This window comes from Ruminococcoides sp. (assembly GCF_057037865.1).
Genome location: NZ_DBLZMS010000008.1, coordinates 60,188 through 77,912, shown reverse-complemented (window position 1 = coordinate 77,912; position 17,725 = coordinate 60,188). Strand labels below are relative to the sequence as shown.

The window sequence follows — 17,725 nt, the reverse complement described above, 5'->3', positions numbered from 1 at the left end:
CTCAAAAGCTAAAAAATGAAATACTTTTCAAAATAATTTCAAATATTTAAAGGAATATTCAAAAAAATTTCGTAAAAAGCTAATAGGTAAGCGAGAGGAGGAGTTTTATGGCTTTCCCTGAAAGTTTCTTGCAGGATTTAAAAATGCGAAACGATATCACGGATGTTGTTTCGGGTTATGTCAATCTCAAAAGACGGGGAAGAAATATGGTCGGTCTTTGTCCGTTTCACGGCGAAAAAACTCCCTCTTTTAATGTATATACCGAAAACGGTTCGTTCTATTGTTTTGGCTGCGGAGTAGGCGGAGATGTCATCTCTTTTATTATGAAAATTGAAAATCTTGACTATGTCGATGCCGTGAAGTATCTTGCACAGCGGGCAGGACTTGAAATGCCCGAAAACAGCTATGATGACAGCATGAGCCGTCTTAGAAACAGAGTGTTTGAAGCTAACCGTGAGGCGGCAAGGTTTTATTATGCCGCTTTGTGTTCTCCGCAAGGCAGAAAAGGTCTTGATTATTTTCATTCAAGAGCCTTATCCGACAGAACAATCCGTCATTTCGGACTTGGTTATGCCGATGATAACTGGTCGTCACTATGCAATCATCTCAAATCAAAAGGCTTTAATGACAGCGAACTTGTTGCCGCAAATCTTGCGGTTCGGCACAGAAACGGCAACGGAATCTATGACAGATTCACAGATCGTGTTATGTTTCCGATTATTGATCTGAGAGGAAATGTTATTGCATTCGGCGGAAGAATTATGTCCGATGCAAAGCCTAAATATCTCAACACCTCCGATACTCCCGTATTTAAAAAGAGTGCAAACCTGTTTTCGCTCAACAACGCAAAAAATTCGGGCAAGAGAACTCTGATTCTTTGCGAGGGCTATATGGATGTCATCGCTGTAAATCAGGCAGGTTTTACAAATGCCGTTGCAACCCTGGGAACGGCTCTTACAGGTGAACAGGCTGTTTTGATGAAACGGTATGCCGATGAGGTGATTATCTGTTACGATGCCGATGAGGCAGGTCAAAAGGCTACCGCAAGGGCAATTCCTATACTCAGAAATTCGGGACTTAATGTTAAGGTTCTTACAATTCCAAGCGGTAAGGATCCCGATGAATTTATCAAATCAAAGGGTAATGACGGTCCTGCCGCATTCAAAGCATTGCTTGACAAATGCGGTAACGATGTTGAATACCGACTGCAAAAGCTAAAAAATGCACACAATATTCAGCTGACGGAGGGCAAGGTTGCTTTTCTTGAGGAGGCGGCAAAGCTGATTGCAACAATCAGCAGTCCGATTGAACGGGATGTCTATTCTTCAAAGGTTGCATCCGAACTCGGAGTTGACAAAAATGCATTTAAACAGCAGGTGTCAAGGGTGTCACGCAGAGGTGAAAGGGCTGAAGAAAAGAAACAGGCTCGTCAAATTCAGCTTGAACTCAGCCGAAGAAATGACAAAATCAATCCTGAGCATTTCCAAAAGCCACGCAGTTCAAGTGCCGAAGAAGCTCTTTTGGTTTATCTTTTAAACAATCCCGATGCATATGAGGAGATTTCTGCAAGGGTAAAGCCCGAACAGTTTCAGAATACTCTGATGCGGAGGTTTTTTGAATATTTCAGTGCTCGCATTGAGAGGGGAGAAGATCCTCTTACGAATACGGCGGCAGATTTTACACAGGATGAAAATTCAAAGCTTTATCAGCTGATGTCACAGGCAATTCCGGGGGCGTCAACCGCTGAGGCAATGAATGAATACATAAATGTTATCAACGAGGAAAGCTCAAAGCTCAATTCCGGCGATTTAGCCGATGTTTCAAATGAGGAGCTTATGGCATATCTTGATAAAATAAGGAAAAAGAAGCAGTAAACGCAGGAAAGGAAAATGAGTATGGCAGCTACACCCGATAAGAAAACAGTCGTAAGAGAACTTATGGAACTCGGTAAGCAGAAAGGTCAGCTTACAAACCAGGACATTCTTGATGCAATCGGTGAAATTGACTTTGATCCCGAACAGCTTGAAAAGCTTTATGATTCACTTGCACAGCTTGGCATTGAAATCGTAGAGGATTCGGGCGATATTAAAATTGACGATATCGACCTTGGCTTTGATGAAGGCAAAGACAGCGACTCACACGCTCAGATTGCAGAAACAGGCAGCGTTTCGGTTGACGATCCCGTAAAGGTATATCTTAAAGAAATCGGACGGGTTCCGCTACTTTCCTCCGATGAAGAAATCAACCTCGCAATCAGAATCGCTGACGGTGATGTTGCCGCAAAACAGCGTCTTTCCGAGGCAAACCTTCGTCTTGTTGTTTCAATTGCAAAGCGTTATCTCGGCAGAGGCATGCAGTTTCTTGACCTTATTCAGGAAGGCAATCTCGGCCTTATCAAGGCTGTAGAAAAGTTTGACTATACAAAGGGCTTTAAATTTTCAACATATGCAACATGGTGGATCAGACAGGCCATTACCCGTGCAATTGCCGATCAGGCTCGTACAATCCGTATTCCTGTTCATATGGTTGAAACTATCAACAAGGTAAAAAAGGTTCAGAGCCAGCTCCTTCACCAGAACGGTCATGAGCCGTCTGCCGATGAAATTGCCGCAGAAATTGATATGCCTGTTGACAAGGTTCGTGAAATTATGCGTGTTGCTCAGGAGCCTGTTTCACTTGAAACTCCTATAGGCGAGGAGGAAGACAGCCATCTCGGTGACTTTATCCCCGATAACGATGCTCCCGCACCTGCCGATGCCGCATCACACACAATGCTCCGTGAACAGCTTTCGGATGTTCTTTCAACCCTCACTCCCCGTGAAGCCAAGGTTCTCAAACTCCGTTTCGGTCTTGAGGACGGCAGAAGCAGAACCCTTGAGGAAGTCGGCAAGGAGTTTAATGTAACCCGTGAGCGTATCCGTCAGATTGAGGCAAAGGCTCTCCGCAAGCTCCGTCATCCTTCAAGAAGCAGAAAGCTCAAGGACTATCTTGACTATTAATCAGACTTTATGATTACTTTTGATGAATGCGGCGCAATGCTTGACGAAATTGCAGATTCCATGCCCTATGAATTATACAGAGATTTAAACGGAGGAATTTCCCTTCTTCCGCAGTTAAAGGTTCATCCAAAAGCACTTAACAATGATTTGTTCATTTTGGGTGAGTACATACGCAATTCTCTCGGCAATGCAATTGTGTTTTACTACGGTTCAATCAACAGGGTTTACGGCTCACTTGATAATGAGGAATACCGAAAAAAGCTCGTTGAAATACTTCATCACGAGGTTCGCCATCATAACGAGTATCTTGCAGGTTGCGATGACCTCGGAATTTTTGACAGAAATCAGATTGACGATTACCTTAGAAAACACAGTAAATAATCAAATAAAATTTTAAGAGGACAGCTTTTCTAAACAGAAAGCTGTCCTCCTTTGTTATCTTACCTTTATAATCTGCCCCGGATAAATTACATTCGGATTTGAAAGTCTGTTAAGCCGTGAGAGATTTTCAACGGTTGTTCCGTGCATTTGTGCAATTATCCACAGCGAATCGCCCGGACGGGCAACATGATACTGTGTTTCCGCACTACCGGCGGGAACCGTAAGAACCTGACCTACAAAAATAGCGTCAGGAGTTTGAATGTTGTTGTATTTTAATATGTCATTCACCGTTGTCTGAAAGAACTGCGCAATGCCAAAAAGCGTATTTCCGGGACGAACGGTGTACTGAACCATTTCCATATCTGTCCTCCTTGCTTTTCATAGTAACAATATATGCCTGTGACAAAAATGCGTTACTCCTGCATAAAATAAACCGTGTACGGAAAAATAACAATGCAGACAAAACACAGCGTTGCTCAGATTAAAAATATCTGAAAACGGTTTATGTTATAAAATTTCAATACGAGAGGGCATATAAATGGAAATAAAAATAGATACGATAATCGGCAGAGAAATAATTGATTCAAGAGGAAATCCTACGGTTGAGGCGGAGGTCGGACTTTCCGACGGAACCTTTGCAAAAGCGTCTGTCCCTTCGGGTGCGTCAACAGGAGAATTTGAGGCGGTTGAACTTCGTGACGGTGAAAAACGCTATCTCGGCAAAGGTGTGCAGAGAGCCGTTGAAAATATCAACAGCATAATTTCGCCTAATCTTTGTTGCGACTCACCTTTTGACCAGTGTGCAATCGACAGCAAAATGATCGAACTTGACGGCACGGAAAATAAGGAATTGCTCGGTGCAAATGCTATTCTTGCCGTATCGCTTGCCTGTGCAAAGGCGGCGGCAAAGAATCTCAGACTGCCGTTATTCCGTTATATCGGCGGAACATATGCGGTCAGAATGCCGGTTCCAATGATGAATATTCTCAACGGCGGCGCTCATGCGTCAAATAATATCGACATTCAGGAATTTATGATTATGCCTGTCGGTGCAAGGTGTTTTTCCGAGGGAATGATGCAGTGCTGTGAAATCTACCATACACTCGGCAAAATTCTAAAAGAGAATAATATGTCAACAGGTGTAGGCGATGAGGGCGGTTATGCACCGAGCCTGAAAAGTGATGAGGATGCAATTGAGTATATAATTAAGGCGATTGAAAAAACAGGTTATACTACCGATGAAATTAAAATTGCGCTCGATGCCGCATCTTCCGAATGGTATTCCGACGGAAAATATATTCTTCCAAAGAGAGGCGATTCGCTTTCAAGCGACGAACTTATTAATTATTTTGACAAGCTCTGTTCTGATTATCCGATTATCTCGCTTGAAGATCCGCTTTCCGAACACGACTGGGACGGTTGGCAGAATATTACTTCAAAAATCGGCAACAAAGTTCAGCTTGTCGGCGATGATTTGTTTGTTACAAACACAAAAAGACTTAAAAAAGGCATAGAGTTCGGAGCAGGCAACGCAATTTTGATTAAAATTAATCAGATAGGAACGCTGACGGAAACGCTTGATGCAATTGACACGGCTCACAAGGCGGGTTATCGCACGATTATTTCACACAGAAGCGGCGAAACAGAGGACACAACCATTGCGGATATTGCCGTTGCGGTTAATTCGGGACAGATAAAAACAGGTGCTCCGTGCAGAACCGACAGAGTTGCAAAATATAACAGACTTCTTCGGATTGAGAGTGCAATTGTCAACACTTCAACCTACGGCTTGTGATTCTGTCATCCCCGACTGCGGTCGGGGAATTTTTTTCTATTGATAACAAAATTCATAAATTTAGTAAATTTAACTGTCGAATTGTATTTATTTGACGGATTTTTCTTTGCTTAATATAAATTTAAAAATAAACTTTTAGAAATTCAGCATACTGCACATATTTGTCAAAGAAAATTCTACAACAATAAAGCCTTTATCAATTGCTATATTCTTAATCGGAATTAAAATATATTGCCTTATATGATAAAATGAATTAATGAAATGCTAACATTGGAATTCGTATGGACTATTGTAAAACAGTGCTGATTGTAACCTTTGTTTTGCTCATATCCGAATAAGTCAGGAGGCATTTTTGATTGTTTCTAAAAAGATTATTGGCAGGAGTAATGACAGCTATGATGATTACAGGAATGTGTGCGGCTGATGTTTCGGCAGCGGAAAAGAAAACTGTAACAGATTATCAGGCATATGCTGCAAATCTGGATAAGTCGGCATATTCAGGTAATGATTTGGGAGCTTCTTACTCAAAAAAGGCAACTACCTTCAAGGTATGGTCGCCTAATGCGGCGTCTGTTCGTGTGAATATTTTTGAACACGGCAGTGATAATGAGGGAGATGCAGGTTCTATAATGTCAAGAGCCATGTCGCTTGACAAAACAACGGGCGTGTGGTCCGTTACAATTAACGGTGACCTGCTTAACAAATATTATACCTACTCGGTAACACACGGAAAAACTACCAAGGAAACGGCTGATGTCTATGCAAAGGCGTGCGGTGTGAACGGTCAACGCTCAATGGTTGTCGATTTAAGCACAACCAATCCCGATGGTTGGGAAAATGATAAGCATGTGCTTGTACAGAATCAGACTGATGCGTCGGTCTGGGAAATCTCTGTAGCAGACTTTTCATCATCCGAATCAAGCGGCGTGAGTGAGGCTAACCGTGGCAAGTACCTTGCTTTTACCGAAGAAGGTACAACAGTCAACGGTGTTCAGGGTGCATCTTCAACCTGCGTTGACTATCTGAAAAAGCTCGGCGTTAAGTATGTGCAGATTATGCCGTTCTATGATTTCGGTTCTGTTGACGAGAGCAAGAACATTATGGACCAGTACAACTGGGGCTATGATCCCGTCAACTACAACTGCCCCGAGGGTTCTTATTCATCAAATCCTAAAAAGGGTGAAGTGAGAATCAAGGAATGTAAGCAGATGATTCAGGCACTTCATAATGCCGGAATCGGTGTAATTATGGATGTTGTCTATAACCACACCTACACCTCTGATTCTTGGCTTCAGAGAACAGTTCCGAATTATTACTACAGAATGAACAATGACGGAACTTTCTCAAACGGTTCGGGCTGTTCAAACGATACAGCAAGCGAACATCTTATGTTCAGAAAGTATATGATTGATTCCGTTACATATTGGGCAAGCGAATATCACATTGACGGTTTCCGCTTTGACCTTATGGGACTTCATGATGTAACAACTATGAATTCAATTCGTACCGCACTTGACAATCTTTATGCAGACGGCAGCGGCAGTCAGATTCTTATGTACGGTGAGGCGTGGGATATGGCAACCAATTGTGACGAAGGCACAGTATTGGCAAGTCAGAAAAATCTCAAGCAGTTGAGCGACCGCATCGGTGCGTTTGATGATACAATCCGTGATGCAATCAAGGGCAGTACAGGCGGTACGGACGGTGCTTTTGTTCAGGAAGGTTCACGCAGAGCCAACCTGAAAACAGGTATAGCAGGTCAGAGTGACACAACAACAGGCTGGGCAAATGTTCCGTCGCAATGTGTAACATATGCATCATGTCACGATAACCTTTGTCTTTACGATAAGCTTGTCGGCTCGGTTTACGGTGCCGATGGTAAATATCGCAAAAGATATGAAGATCTTGTTGCAATGAACAAGCTTTCTGCGGCAATTGTTATTACTTCACAGGGTATTCCGTTCTCACTCGGCGGTGAGGAGTTTTGTCGCAGTAAAGACGGTGATGAAAACAGCTATGCGTCAAGCAGAAAAGAAAATATGCTTGACTGGGAAAATGTCGATCTCTATTCAGATGTAATTGAATATTACAGAGGCCTTTATAAAATCCGTGACGCTTTTGCGGCATTCTCGGATTCTACTGCTGAAACAGCCAACAGCCTTACATATCTTTCCGATGTTCCAAAGGGTGTTATGGGCTACACAATAAATAACACTGAGAGCGGAAAATGGAGTCAGATGTGCGTAATCTTCAACGGCTCCGATTCTGCACAGAATGTTACCGCAAAAGGTGACTGGGTTGTTCTTGCAGATAACAAGACAGCAGGACTTCGCAACATAAAGAATGTTACAAACAGCGTAAAGGTTGAGGTGCATTCAGCCGTTATTATGGTTGACACAAAGAGCTATGATTCTGCGGGAATTATGGATGATGAGGGCGCTGTTGTCATTGATTATTATGACAACAAAACCGAAAAACTCATCAAGTCACAGACGCTCACAGGCGAACTCGGCACAAGCTATGATGTGACAAATCTTGCGTCAACTCTTAATTATGATGTTAAGAAAACCGACGGTGAAATCAAAGGTGTGTTCACGGATCAGGTAGGTCATGCAAAGGTTTATGTTGAAGAATATGACGGCGAGATGTCAACGGTTACCGTAAAGTTTGTTGACGAAACAAATAATACGGAAATTGAAGATTCTTTTCTTGTAAAAAACAGAAAGGGCGAGCAGTATTATACTCCCGACCTTCCGTCAATTAAAAATTACAAGCTTGTTCTTGACGACCTCCCGACAAACGGTGCAGGCAAGCTTGATTCCGCAAGCAAGACCGTTACGTACAAATATACCCGTGTAACTGATGATGAGGATAAGACTGTTTGCAGAGTCAATGCCATTTATATGGACGATTCAGGTAAAATTCTTGATACAAAGACAATCACAGGTGTTGAAGGACAGGCTTATTCACTTTCTCAAAATACATATGAGGAAAAAGATCTTGTAAGCGTTCCCGAAAAGGCAAACGGAACATTTAAATCGGGCGAAATCAATGTAGTGTTCAGTTACTCGTCAAACCCCGATCCGCTCAAGCAGATGCTTCCGTTTGTGTATGTCGGCACCGGTCTTATAATTGCTCTGTGTGCGGCGTCGGTTATTTATTCTTCAAACAAGCGTAAAAAACGCATTATGTCAGAGCTTGACATTGAAGAAGATTGATATTGAAGAAGATTAATTAAAGGTAGTTATTTCCGTATGCTGACGGAATAGATTATAAAAATTAATAAGGAGGAATATTATCTATGAGAACTACGAAGAAAATTGTTTCTGCAGTTCTTGCAGCGTGCATGCTTGCCTCAACAGCGGTTGTATCAAGCTTTGCCGCAACAGCCGATGACAGTTCGGCAGTTTCAAGCGACTACGCAAGAGACAATTCTTACACAAAGGCTGCTGAAGATATTGACGCTCAGTATGCTTATTCCGGTAATGATCTTGGTGTTACTTACACAAAAGATGCTACAACATTCAAGGTTTGGTCACCGACAGCAACCGGTGTTAAGCTCAATATCTTTACAAAAGGTTCGGATGACGAGCAGGGTGCATCTAAAGTTGCCAGCTACACACTTGAAAAAATGCTCGTTGACGGTGAGTGGAACGGTGTTTGGACGATTACACTCGTCGGCGAATGGAAGGATTATTATTACACATACTCAGTCACAACAACAGACACAACACACATCGGTTCAGATGCAACAAAGACTTATGAAACACAGGATGTATACTCAACGGCAACAGGCGTAAACGGCAAGCGCTCAATGATTGTTGACCTTGACGAGACAGATCCTGAGGGCTGGTCAAACGACAGCCATGTTCTTCTTGACAAGTCAACAAAGTCATCAGTATGGGAACTCCATATCAAAGACTTTTCTTATGACAAGGCTTCGGGCGTAAGCGACGCTAACAGAGGTAAGTACCTTGCTTTCACAGAATCAGGTACAACTCTTAACGGCGAGGGCAAGGTTTCAACCTGTATTGATTACCTCAAGGAACTCGGTGTAACAACAGTACAGCTTAACCCGTTCTATGACTTCCAGTCAGTAAATGAGGCAGGCGATGATTCTCAGTTTAACTGGGGTTATGATCCGGTAAACTACAATGTTCCGGAGGGTTCGTATTCTTCAAATCCGTATGACGGTAAAGTAAGAATCAAAGAGTGCAAGGAAATGATCAAGGCTCTCCATGACGCCGGCATTTCTGTTGTAATGGATGTTGTTTACAATCATACTTATTCAACTGATTCATGCTTCCAGTACACAGTTCCTAACTACTACTACAGAATGAAAACAACAGGCGCATTCTCAGACGGTTCGGGTTGCGGCAACGAAGGTGCAACAGAGCGTGCAATGTACAGACAGTATGTTATTGATTCACTCAAGTATTGGGTAAACGAATACCATGTTGACGGCTTCCGTTTTGACCTTATGGGTCTTATGGATGTTGAAACAATGAATATGGCAAGAGAAGCGCTTGACCAAATTGACCCACGAATCACAATGTGGGGTGAAGGCTGGGCAGGCGGTGACTCCTACCACCCGACTAACACTTGCTCAGGCACAAAATTCTATCCTGCAACACAGGCTAATGCGTCAAGACTCAGCGACAGAATCGCTATTTTCAATGACGGCATCCGTGACGGTATAAAGGGAAGTGCAATGGAAATCAACGATGTTGGTTTTATACAGGGCTCAAAGTCATCCGCAAAGGGTGTAAGCTACGGTGTTCGTGCCAACAGCTCAGGTACATACAAGTGGAAGGCTCAGGCTCCTTCACAGTGCGTAACCTATGATGCGTGTCACGATAACGCAACACTTTACGATCAGATTATTGCGTCAACAGGTCTGGCAGACTACGGAGAGAGAAATTCCGAGGCTGTTAAGATGAACAGGCTTGCAAGTGCAATTATCTACACATCACAGGGTATTTCATTCACACTTGCCGGTGAAGAAATGGCTCGTTCAAAAGACGGTGACACAAACAGCTACAAGTCGGCAGCTGACCTTAATATGATTAAATGGCAGAATGTTGTTGACTATGCCGATGTAGTTTCTTACTACAAGGGTATGATGCAGATTAAGTCAGCATTCTCGCCTCTCACAGCTATGGATAATTCATATGCTGACAAATACACATTCACAAAAAAGGTTTCTGCTTCAACAAATCAGATTTCATTCACAATTCAGAACGATGTTGAGGGTGAATGGAACAAGATGGCTGTTATTTATAACAATGCAACCACAGCTGCAGATGTAACCCTTTCGGACACATCCGTAACAGATTGGGTTGTTATCGCTAACGGTGAAACAGCAGGTCTTGACTCACTCGGCGAGGTGACAGGCTCAACATTCACAGTTCCTGCTCGTTCGGCTATCGTAGCTGTTGACAAGGCAGGCTATGAGTCAGCAGGCATCAAATCTTCAAACGGTAAGGTTAAGGTTAACTATGTTTACGAAGCAACAGGCGAAAAGCTTGAAGATTCTGTAATCCTTCAGGGTCCTGTAGGCTCAGGTTATGTAACAGTTCCGAGTGCAGTTGTTCCCGATACATACATCGTAAGTCGTATTGGCGGAAATGCAGAAGGCAAATATACTTCCGATATGCAGGAGGTTACATACTACTACACAGACTACATTCCTGAATCACTCAAGAACGCTGACTTCAACGGTGACGGTGAAGTTAATGTAATTGACGCTACACTTCTTCAGAAGTATATTGTAAAGCTTGAAACTCCTACAGTTGATGAATCAGTTCTTGACCTAAACTATGATGGTACTTTCAACGTTGAAGATTCAACAATGATAATGAAGTATGTTGTTGGAATTCCTGTATCTTCCGGTAAAGTAACAGTAAACTACTACTACACAGACGCTGACGGAAAACAGCAGAAGCTTACTGATTCAATCGTATTCGCAGGCAGAGCAGGCAGCACATATAAGTCAACTGCATTCAAGGTTGTTGGCTACGCTGTTGATCCTGACAGAATGCCGGAAAATCAGTCTGGCTTAATTCCTTACGGTGATGCTGAGGTAAACTACTACTACATCGCTTCAAGCCTTGACATCACACTTCACGTAAAGCACAACGGTTCACTTACATGGACGCCATATCTCTGGATATGGGGTTCAGACCTCAAGGGCAAAGACTCAGGCAACTTTATGTCAGAGTGGCCGGGTGATCCTATGACTAAAGGTGAAAACGGTTGGTTTGATTACAGCTTCACATATAAGGGAGCAGGTACATACAATGTAATTGTATCCGATAACGCTACTAACCAAACAATTGACTACAAGGGCTTTGTAGATAACGAAATGTGGATTGTAATTGATGACTCTGCTGTTATGGGCAGTACATACCTTACATTCTACACAGATAACCCTGATACTAACCCCAACGCTCCAATCGCTGAGCAGGTTACACTCGGTTAATCTTAAATCACAAACACAAATTGCAAAAGAGGGCTGACCTTAAACGGTCAGCCCTTTTAATCGCTAAAAAAGGTTATTATTGCTCTGTAACGGAAAACTCCCCGACAGTTTATAAAACTGTCGGGGAGTCATTGGTTTATCAGTTGTTGTTCATTCTGTAGCAGAGAGTCATAAGGCTGTCGCTGAGATGAACATTCTCTACCATAGTATCATTATAACGAGCATTTATATCATAGTGGCTGAAATTCCAGTAATTCTTGATTCCGTGTGAATATAGCTTATCGAGAACATTTTCAACACAAACACGGGGAATGCACAAAAACGCTGTGTCAATATGATTTTTATTACAAAAATCGTCAAGTTCACTTTCGTTTTTAACTGTAATTCCGTTGAGCTTTGAACCGACTTTTTGTTCGTTGCTGTCAAAACAAGCGATAAGCTCAAAACCGAGTTTTTCAAAATTCATATGCATTGCAACGGCCTTACCAAGATTACCCGCACCGATAAGAATGGCCTTGTAATCGTTGTTAAGTCCCAGAATGTTCTTGATTTCCTCTTTCAGCTGACTTACGCTGTAACCGTAACCCTGCTGACCGAATCCGCCGAAGCAGTTAAGATCCTGCCTTACCTGTGAGGCGGTCACATTCATAATTTGCGCAAGCTTAGTTGAAGAAATTTTGTCAATGTTCTGGTCATTCAGTTCTGATAAAAAGCGGTAATATCTTGGCAAACGCCTGATAACCGACATTGAAATACTGTCATTCTTAGACATTACTCACTATGCTCCTTTAACTTTAAAATCAGAGAGATGCTGCAAGGCGCTCGTCAATAGCCTTGAGAAATTCTTCTGTGTTTACTTTCTTTTTGTTCTCAAGTGTCGAGATAGCGTAGAGATCGCCTGTCATAACGCCGTCCTCAATTGTCTTGATTGTTGCTGCCTCAAGCTTGTCTGCAAACTTCATAAGATCGTCAAGACCGTCAAGCTCGCCTCTTTTGCGGAGGGCGCCTGTCCATGCAAACAATGTTGCAACAGAGTTTGTGGAAGTTTCTTCGCCCTTGAGATACTTGTAGTAGTGGCGCTGAACTGTGCCGTGAGCAGCCTCGTATTCATAGATGCCGTCGGGAGAAACAAGCACGCTTGTCATCATTGCGAGCGAACCGAATGCAGTTGCAATCATATCACTCATAACATCGCCGTCATAGTTCTTACAAGCCCACATATAGCCGCCTTCACTTCTGATAACTCTTGCAACAGCGTCATCAATAAGTGTGTAGAAATATGTAATACCTGCGTTCTCAAACTTCTCTTTGTACTCATTCTCAAAGATTTCGTTGAAGATGTCCTTGAATCTGTGGTCATAAATCTTGCTGATTGTATCCTTTGTAGCAAACCAAACATCAAGCTTCTGATCAAGTGCATAGTTAAAGCATGAACGGGCAAATGATGAGATACTCTTGTCAATGTTGTGCATACCCTGAATAATACCGTCAGTCTTGAAGTCAAAGATTGTGCTTCTTTCCTCGGTACCGTCAGGTTTTGTAACGCAAAGCTCTGCCTTGCTTCCTGCCTCAACCTTCATCTCTGTGTTCTTATAAACATCACCGTATGCGTGACGGGCAATGCAGATTGGCTTTTTCCATGTAGGAATGTAGGGGACAATGCCCTTAACAAGAATCGGGCTTCTGAATACCGTACCGTCAAGGATAGCACGAATCGTACCGTTAGGTGATTTCCACATACTCTTGAGGTTGTACTCTGTCATTCTTGCGGCATTAGGTGTGATTGTGGCACACTTAACGGCAACACCGTATTTTTTTGTTGCGTTGGCGCTGTCAACCGTAACCTGATCGTCTGTTTCGTTTCTGTGCTCAAGACCGAGGTCATAATATTCTGTTTTGAGGTCAACATAAGGTGTGATGAGAATGTCTTTAATCTGTTTCCAGATGACTCTTGTCATCTCGTCGCCGTCCATCTCTACGAGAGGAGTGACCATTTTAATTTTTTCCATATCAGCTGTTCTCCTTTGTGTAGTCAAGCAGACCGCCTGCAATGATAATGTTTCTTGTTCTGTCTGAAAGCTCACAGTCAGCAACAATTGTGTCGCCTGTTGTCTTGTTTACAATAGTAACCTGCTTGCCGTTTGCAATTTCGTCCTTAACATTCGGGAGTTCAAGCATATCGCCAAGCTTGATTTTATCATAATCTTCTGCGTTTACAAATGTAAGCGGAAGAATACCTGCATTGATAAGGTTGCTCTTGTGAATTCTTGCAAAGCTCTTTACGAGTACAGCCTTAACACCGAGGAAAAGGGGAGCGAGAGCCGCATGCTCACGGGATGAACCCTGACCGTAGTTTTCACCGCCGACAATAATGCTCTTGCCGAGTGTCTTTGCACGGGTTGGGAATTCCTTGTCGCATACTGTAAAGCAATGCTCTGAAATTTTCGGAATATTTGAACGGAGCGGAAGAATCTTTGCACCTGCAGGCATAATATGGTCGGTTGTAATGTTGTCGCCGACCTTGAGTGAACACGATGCCTCGATAGAATCTGTGAGCGGATGAGTTTCGGGATAGCTCTTGATGTTAGGGCCACGGAGAATTTCTACGCTGTCCATTTCTTCAACAGGAGCGGGATCAATAACCATATTGTCATTGATAAGGAATTTTTCGGGCATTTCAATCTCAGCAGCCGCACCAAGACATCTCGGATCTGTAAATACGCCGTTGATTGCAGAAACAGCCGCAGTTTCCGGAGATACAAGATAAATCTGACCGTCTGCCGTTCCGCTTCTGCCTTCAAAGTTACGGTTGAATGTTCTGAGTGAGATACCGCCGCTGTTAGGTGACTGACCCATACCGATACAAGGACCGCAAGCACTTTCAAGAATCCTTGCACCTGCCGCAATCATATCACCGAGTGCGCCGTTGAGAGCGAGCATATTGAATACCTGCTTTGAACCCGGAGCAATTGCGAGCGATACATTGTCTGCAACCTTTTTGCCCTTGAGAATGTGAGCAACTCTCATAAGGTCAAGGTAGCTTGAGTTTGTACATGAACCGATACAAACCTGATCAATCTTCTTGCCCTCAAGCTCTTTGATTGGCTTAACATTGTCAGGTGAATGAGGACAAGCAGCAAGAGGTTCAAGTTCTGAAAGGTTGATTTCGATAACCTCATCATAAACAGCGTCATCATCAGCCTTAAGCTCTGTATAGTCTTCCTCACGGCCCTGAGCCTTGAGGAACTTTCTTGTTGTTTCATCAGACGGGAATACAGAGGTTGTAGCACCAAGCTCTGCACCCATATTTGTGATTGTTGCTCTTTCGGGAACTGTAAGTGTGGCAACACCTTCTCCGCCGTACTCAACAATCTTGCCGACGCCGCCCTTAACGCTCATAACACGAAGAACTGCGAGAATAATATCTTTTGCAGAAACCCACGGACTGAGTTTGCCTGTAAGATTAACTCTTACCATTTTCGGCATAGTAATATAGTATGCGCCGCCGCCCATTGCAACAGCAACATCAAGACCGCCTGCACCGATTGCAAGCATACCGATACCGCCACCCGTCGGAGTGTGGCTGTCAGAACCGATTAAAGTCTTTCCCGGTTTACCGAATCTTTCAAGGTGAACCTGGTGACAAATGCCGTTGCCGGGTCTTGAAAAATAGATACCGTGTTTTTTACAAACAGACTGAATGAATCTGTGGTCATCGGCGTTCTCAAAACCTGTCTGAAGTGTGTTGTGGTCAATGTAAGCAACGCTTTTTTCTGTTTTTACTCTCGGAATGCCCATAGCCTCATATTCGATATAAGCCATAGTGCCTGTTGCATCCTGAGTAAGAGTCTGGTCAATTTTAAGACCGATATCACTGCCAACGGTCATTTCTCCGCAGACAAGATGATTCTTGATGATTTTCTGCGCAATCGTGTAGCCCATAATATTACCTCCTAAAAATTAATGCCTATCATAATTCAGTCCTGCAAAAAAATGCAAAACACTATGTTAATTATATAACAATCTTGAGATATTGTAAAGAAAAAATCACACGAAATGAGCAAAAATCGTTATTTTTTCACTAAAAAATATTTTTTGCGGTTTTCTATCGGAAAAATGTTCAAAAAGTGTCGGATATTAGCATAAAAGGTGATGAAAAATATAAATTGAATTTTAGCTTTTATAGTGTTATAATGCTTGATGTATGCAATAAGATTTAAGTGATTTTAGCAAAACGAGGTATTTTTATGGATGTAAGAGAGAATTTAAGAAATATTGCAATTATCGCCCATGTTGACCACGGCAAAACTACTCTGGTTGACCAGCTTTTGAAGCAGAGCGGTGTTTTCAGAGCAAATGAAAATGTAGAAGAAAGAGTAATGGACTCTAATGACCTTGAGCGTGAAAGAGGTATCACAATCCTTTCAAAGCCAACAGCCGTAATGTACAACGGCATCAAAATTAACATTGTTGACACCCCCGGTCATGCCGATTTCGGCGGTGAGGTTGAGCGTATTCTCCAGATGGTTGACGGTGTTGTATTGCTTGTTGACGCATTTGAGGGTTGTATGCCGCAGACAAGATTTGTTCTTAAAAAGGCACTCGGCCTCGGCAAAAAGCCGCTTGTTGTTCTTAACAAAATCGACCGTCCCGGTGCAAGACCCGAGGAGGTTGTTGACGAGGTTCTCGACCTCTTTATCGAACTCGGTGCCGACGAAGATCAGCTTGAATTCCCTGTAATTTATGCGTCTGCCCGTGACGGCTATGCATCAGAGGATTATCATGAACCCGGTACGGATATGAAACCTCTCTTTGACGCAATTGTAAAAGAAATCCCTGCTCCTCAGGGTGATATGAACGGTGGACTCCAGCTCCTTATTTCAAACATTGACTCCGATAAGTTTGTCGGCAGAATCGGTGTAGGCCGTGTTGAAAGAGGTACTGCAAAGAACGGAGAGGCTGCTGTTCTTTGTCACACAGACGGTACAACTCAGAATGTAAGAATTGCAAAGCTCTATCAGTTTGAAGGACTTAAAAGAGTTGAATGTGACACTGCAACAGTCGGTGACATCGTTTGCGTAAGCGGTGTTCAGGATATCAACATCGGTGAAACAATCTGTTCAAACGATTGCGTTGAGCCGCTCCCATTCGTAAAGATTGACGAGCCTACGGTTTCAATGAACTTTATCGTAAACAACTCACCGTTTGCAGGCAGAGAGGGTAAGTATGTAACCTCCCGTAACCTCCGTGACAGACTTTTCAAGGAAATTGAAACAAATGTTGCTCTTCGTGTTGAAGAAACAGACAGCGCCGATACATTCAAGGTATCGGGCAGAGGTGAACTCCACCTTTCAATCCTTATCGAAACAATGCGCCGTCAGAATTATGAATTTCAGGTTTCCCGTCCGCAGGTTATTACAAAGATGATTGACGGCAAGCTTCATGAGCCTATGGAGTTTCTTATCATCGAAGTTCCCGACACATATGTCGGTCCTGTAATGGAAAAGCTCGGTTCAAGAAAAGGTGAGCTTATCAATATGGGTACTCGTGAAGGCGGTGTTACTCACATCGAATTCAGAATCCCGTCAAGAGGTCTTATGGGTTATCGCCCCGAATTTCTTACAGATACAAACGGTAACGGTATTATGAACCATGTATTTGACGGTTATGAGCCATACAAGGGTGAAATCGTAACCCGCCATCAGGGTTCACTTATCGCTTTTGAAACAGGCGAAACTGTAACCTACGGTCTTTATGCCGCTCAGGAAAGAGGCAGACTCTTTATCGGACCCGGTGTTCCTGTTTATGAGGGTATGATTGTAGGTGCAAGTCCTAAGTCTGAGGATATCACAGTTAATGTCTGCAAGAAAAAACACATCACAAACACCCGTGCATCGGGTTCTGATGATGCCCTCAAGCTTACACCTCCGACAATTATGTCGCTTGAACAGTGCCTTGAATTCATTGCTGATGATGAGCTTGTTGAGGTTACTCCCGAAAATATCCGTATGCGTAAGCGTATTCTTTCAAAAGAACAGCGTATGAAACAGGCGTTCCGTAAGAAATAAT

General features: G+C 43.0%; 11 protein-coding genes. 7 read left to right on the top strand and 4 right to left on the bottom strand.

Annotation, left to right across the window (positions count from 1 at the left end):
* Nucleotides 1–107 precede the first annotated feature (107 nt).
* The 3 genes from dnaG to AC2HW8_RS08205 are packed head-to-tail and all read left to right on the top strand — an operon-like array spanning nt 108 to nt 3,380.
* A complete protein-coding gene (gene dnaG / locus AC2HW8_RS08215) occupies nt 108–1,874 on the top strand; it encodes a DNA primase (protein ID WP_015523647.1) in 1,767 nt (588 codons plus the stop codon).
* A gap of 21 nt (nt 1,875–1,895) precedes the next feature.
* Nucleotides 1,896–2,999, top strand: a complete 1,104-nt coding sequence (gene rpoD, locus AC2HW8_RS08210; protein WP_101069886.1) for an RNA polymerase sigma factor RpoD — start codon at nt 1,896–1,898, stop codon at nt 2,997–2,999.
* A 9-nt stretch (nt 3,000–3,008) separates the two neighbouring features.
* Nucleotides 3,009–3,380 (top strand): metallopeptidase family protein, encoded by a 372-nt coding sequence (locus AC2HW8_RS08205; protein ID WP_303932166.1) that lies wholly within the window; start codon nt 3,009–3,011, stop codon nt 3,378–3,380.
* A gap of 54 nt (nt 3,381–3,434) precedes the next feature.
* On the opposite strand, the gene AC2HW8_RS08200 is transcribed toward AC2HW8_RS08205, so the two are convergent.
* On the bottom strand, nt 3,435–3,740 hold the full coding sequence (locus tag AC2HW8_RS08200) for a LysM peptidoglycan-binding domain-containing protein (protein WP_303932163.1): 306 nt from the start codon (nt 3,738–3,740) through the stop codon (nt 3,435–3,437).
* Nucleotides 3,741–3,918: 178 nt separating this feature from the next.
* On the opposite strand from AC2HW8_RS08200, the gene eno reads away from it, so the two are divergent.
* From eno to pulA (AC2HW8_RS08185), 3 genes are all read left to right on the top strand, one after another.
* A complete protein-coding gene (gene eno / locus AC2HW8_RS08195; RefSeq protein WP_484327407.1) occupies nt 3,919–5,175 on the top strand; it encodes a phosphopyruvate hydratase in 1,257 nt (418 codons plus the stop codon).
* A gap of 395 nt (nt 5,176–5,570) precedes the next feature.
* Nucleotides 5,571–8,393, top strand: coding sequence for a type I pullulanase (pulA, locus tag AC2HW8_RS08190; protein WP_484327406.1), 2,823 nt, complete (start codon nt 5,571–5,573; stop codon nt 8,391–8,393).
* Between the two features lie 83 nt (nt 8,394–8,476).
* On the top strand, nt 8,477–11,656 hold the full coding sequence (gene pulA, locus AC2HW8_RS08185) for a type I pullulanase (protein ID WP_021883332.1): 3,180 nt from the start codon (nt 8,477–8,479) through the stop codon (nt 11,654–11,656).
* A gap of 139 nt (nt 11,657–11,795) precedes the next feature.
* Here pulA (AC2HW8_RS08185) and AC2HW8_RS08180 read toward each other — a convergent pair whose 3' ends face one another.
* Genes AC2HW8_RS08180 through AC2HW8_RS08170 form a run of 3 tightly spaced genes read right to left on the bottom strand, consistent with a single transcriptional unit; the run spans nt 11,796 to nt 15,598 of the window.
* Entirely contained in the window at nt 11,796–12,428 is a 633-nt protein-coding gene (locus tag AC2HW8_RS08180; protein WP_015523654.1) for a redox-sensing transcriptional repressor Rex, read from the bottom strand.
* Nucleotides 12,429–12,456: 28 nt separating this feature from the next.
* Entirely contained in the window at nt 12,457–13,665 is a 1,209-nt protein-coding gene (locus tag AC2HW8_RS08175; protein WP_021883331.1) for an NADP-dependent isocitrate dehydrogenase, read from the bottom strand.
* A gap of 1 nt (nt 13,666) precedes the next feature.
* A complete protein-coding gene (locus AC2HW8_RS08170; protein ID WP_484312343.1) occupies nt 13,667–15,598 on the bottom strand; it encodes an aconitate hydratase in 1,932 nt (643 codons plus the stop codon).
* A gap of 305 nt (nt 15,599–15,903) precedes the next feature.
* Here AC2HW8_RS08170 and typA point away from each other — a divergent pair, with 305 nt between their 5' ends.
* Nucleotides 15,904–17,724: a translational GTPase TypA gene (gene typA / locus AC2HW8_RS08165; RefSeq protein WP_015523657.1), complete on the top strand. Its 1,821-nt coding sequence runs from the start codon at nt 15,904–15,906 to the stop codon at nt 17,722–17,724.
* Nucleotide 17,725 lies beyond the last annotated feature (1 nt).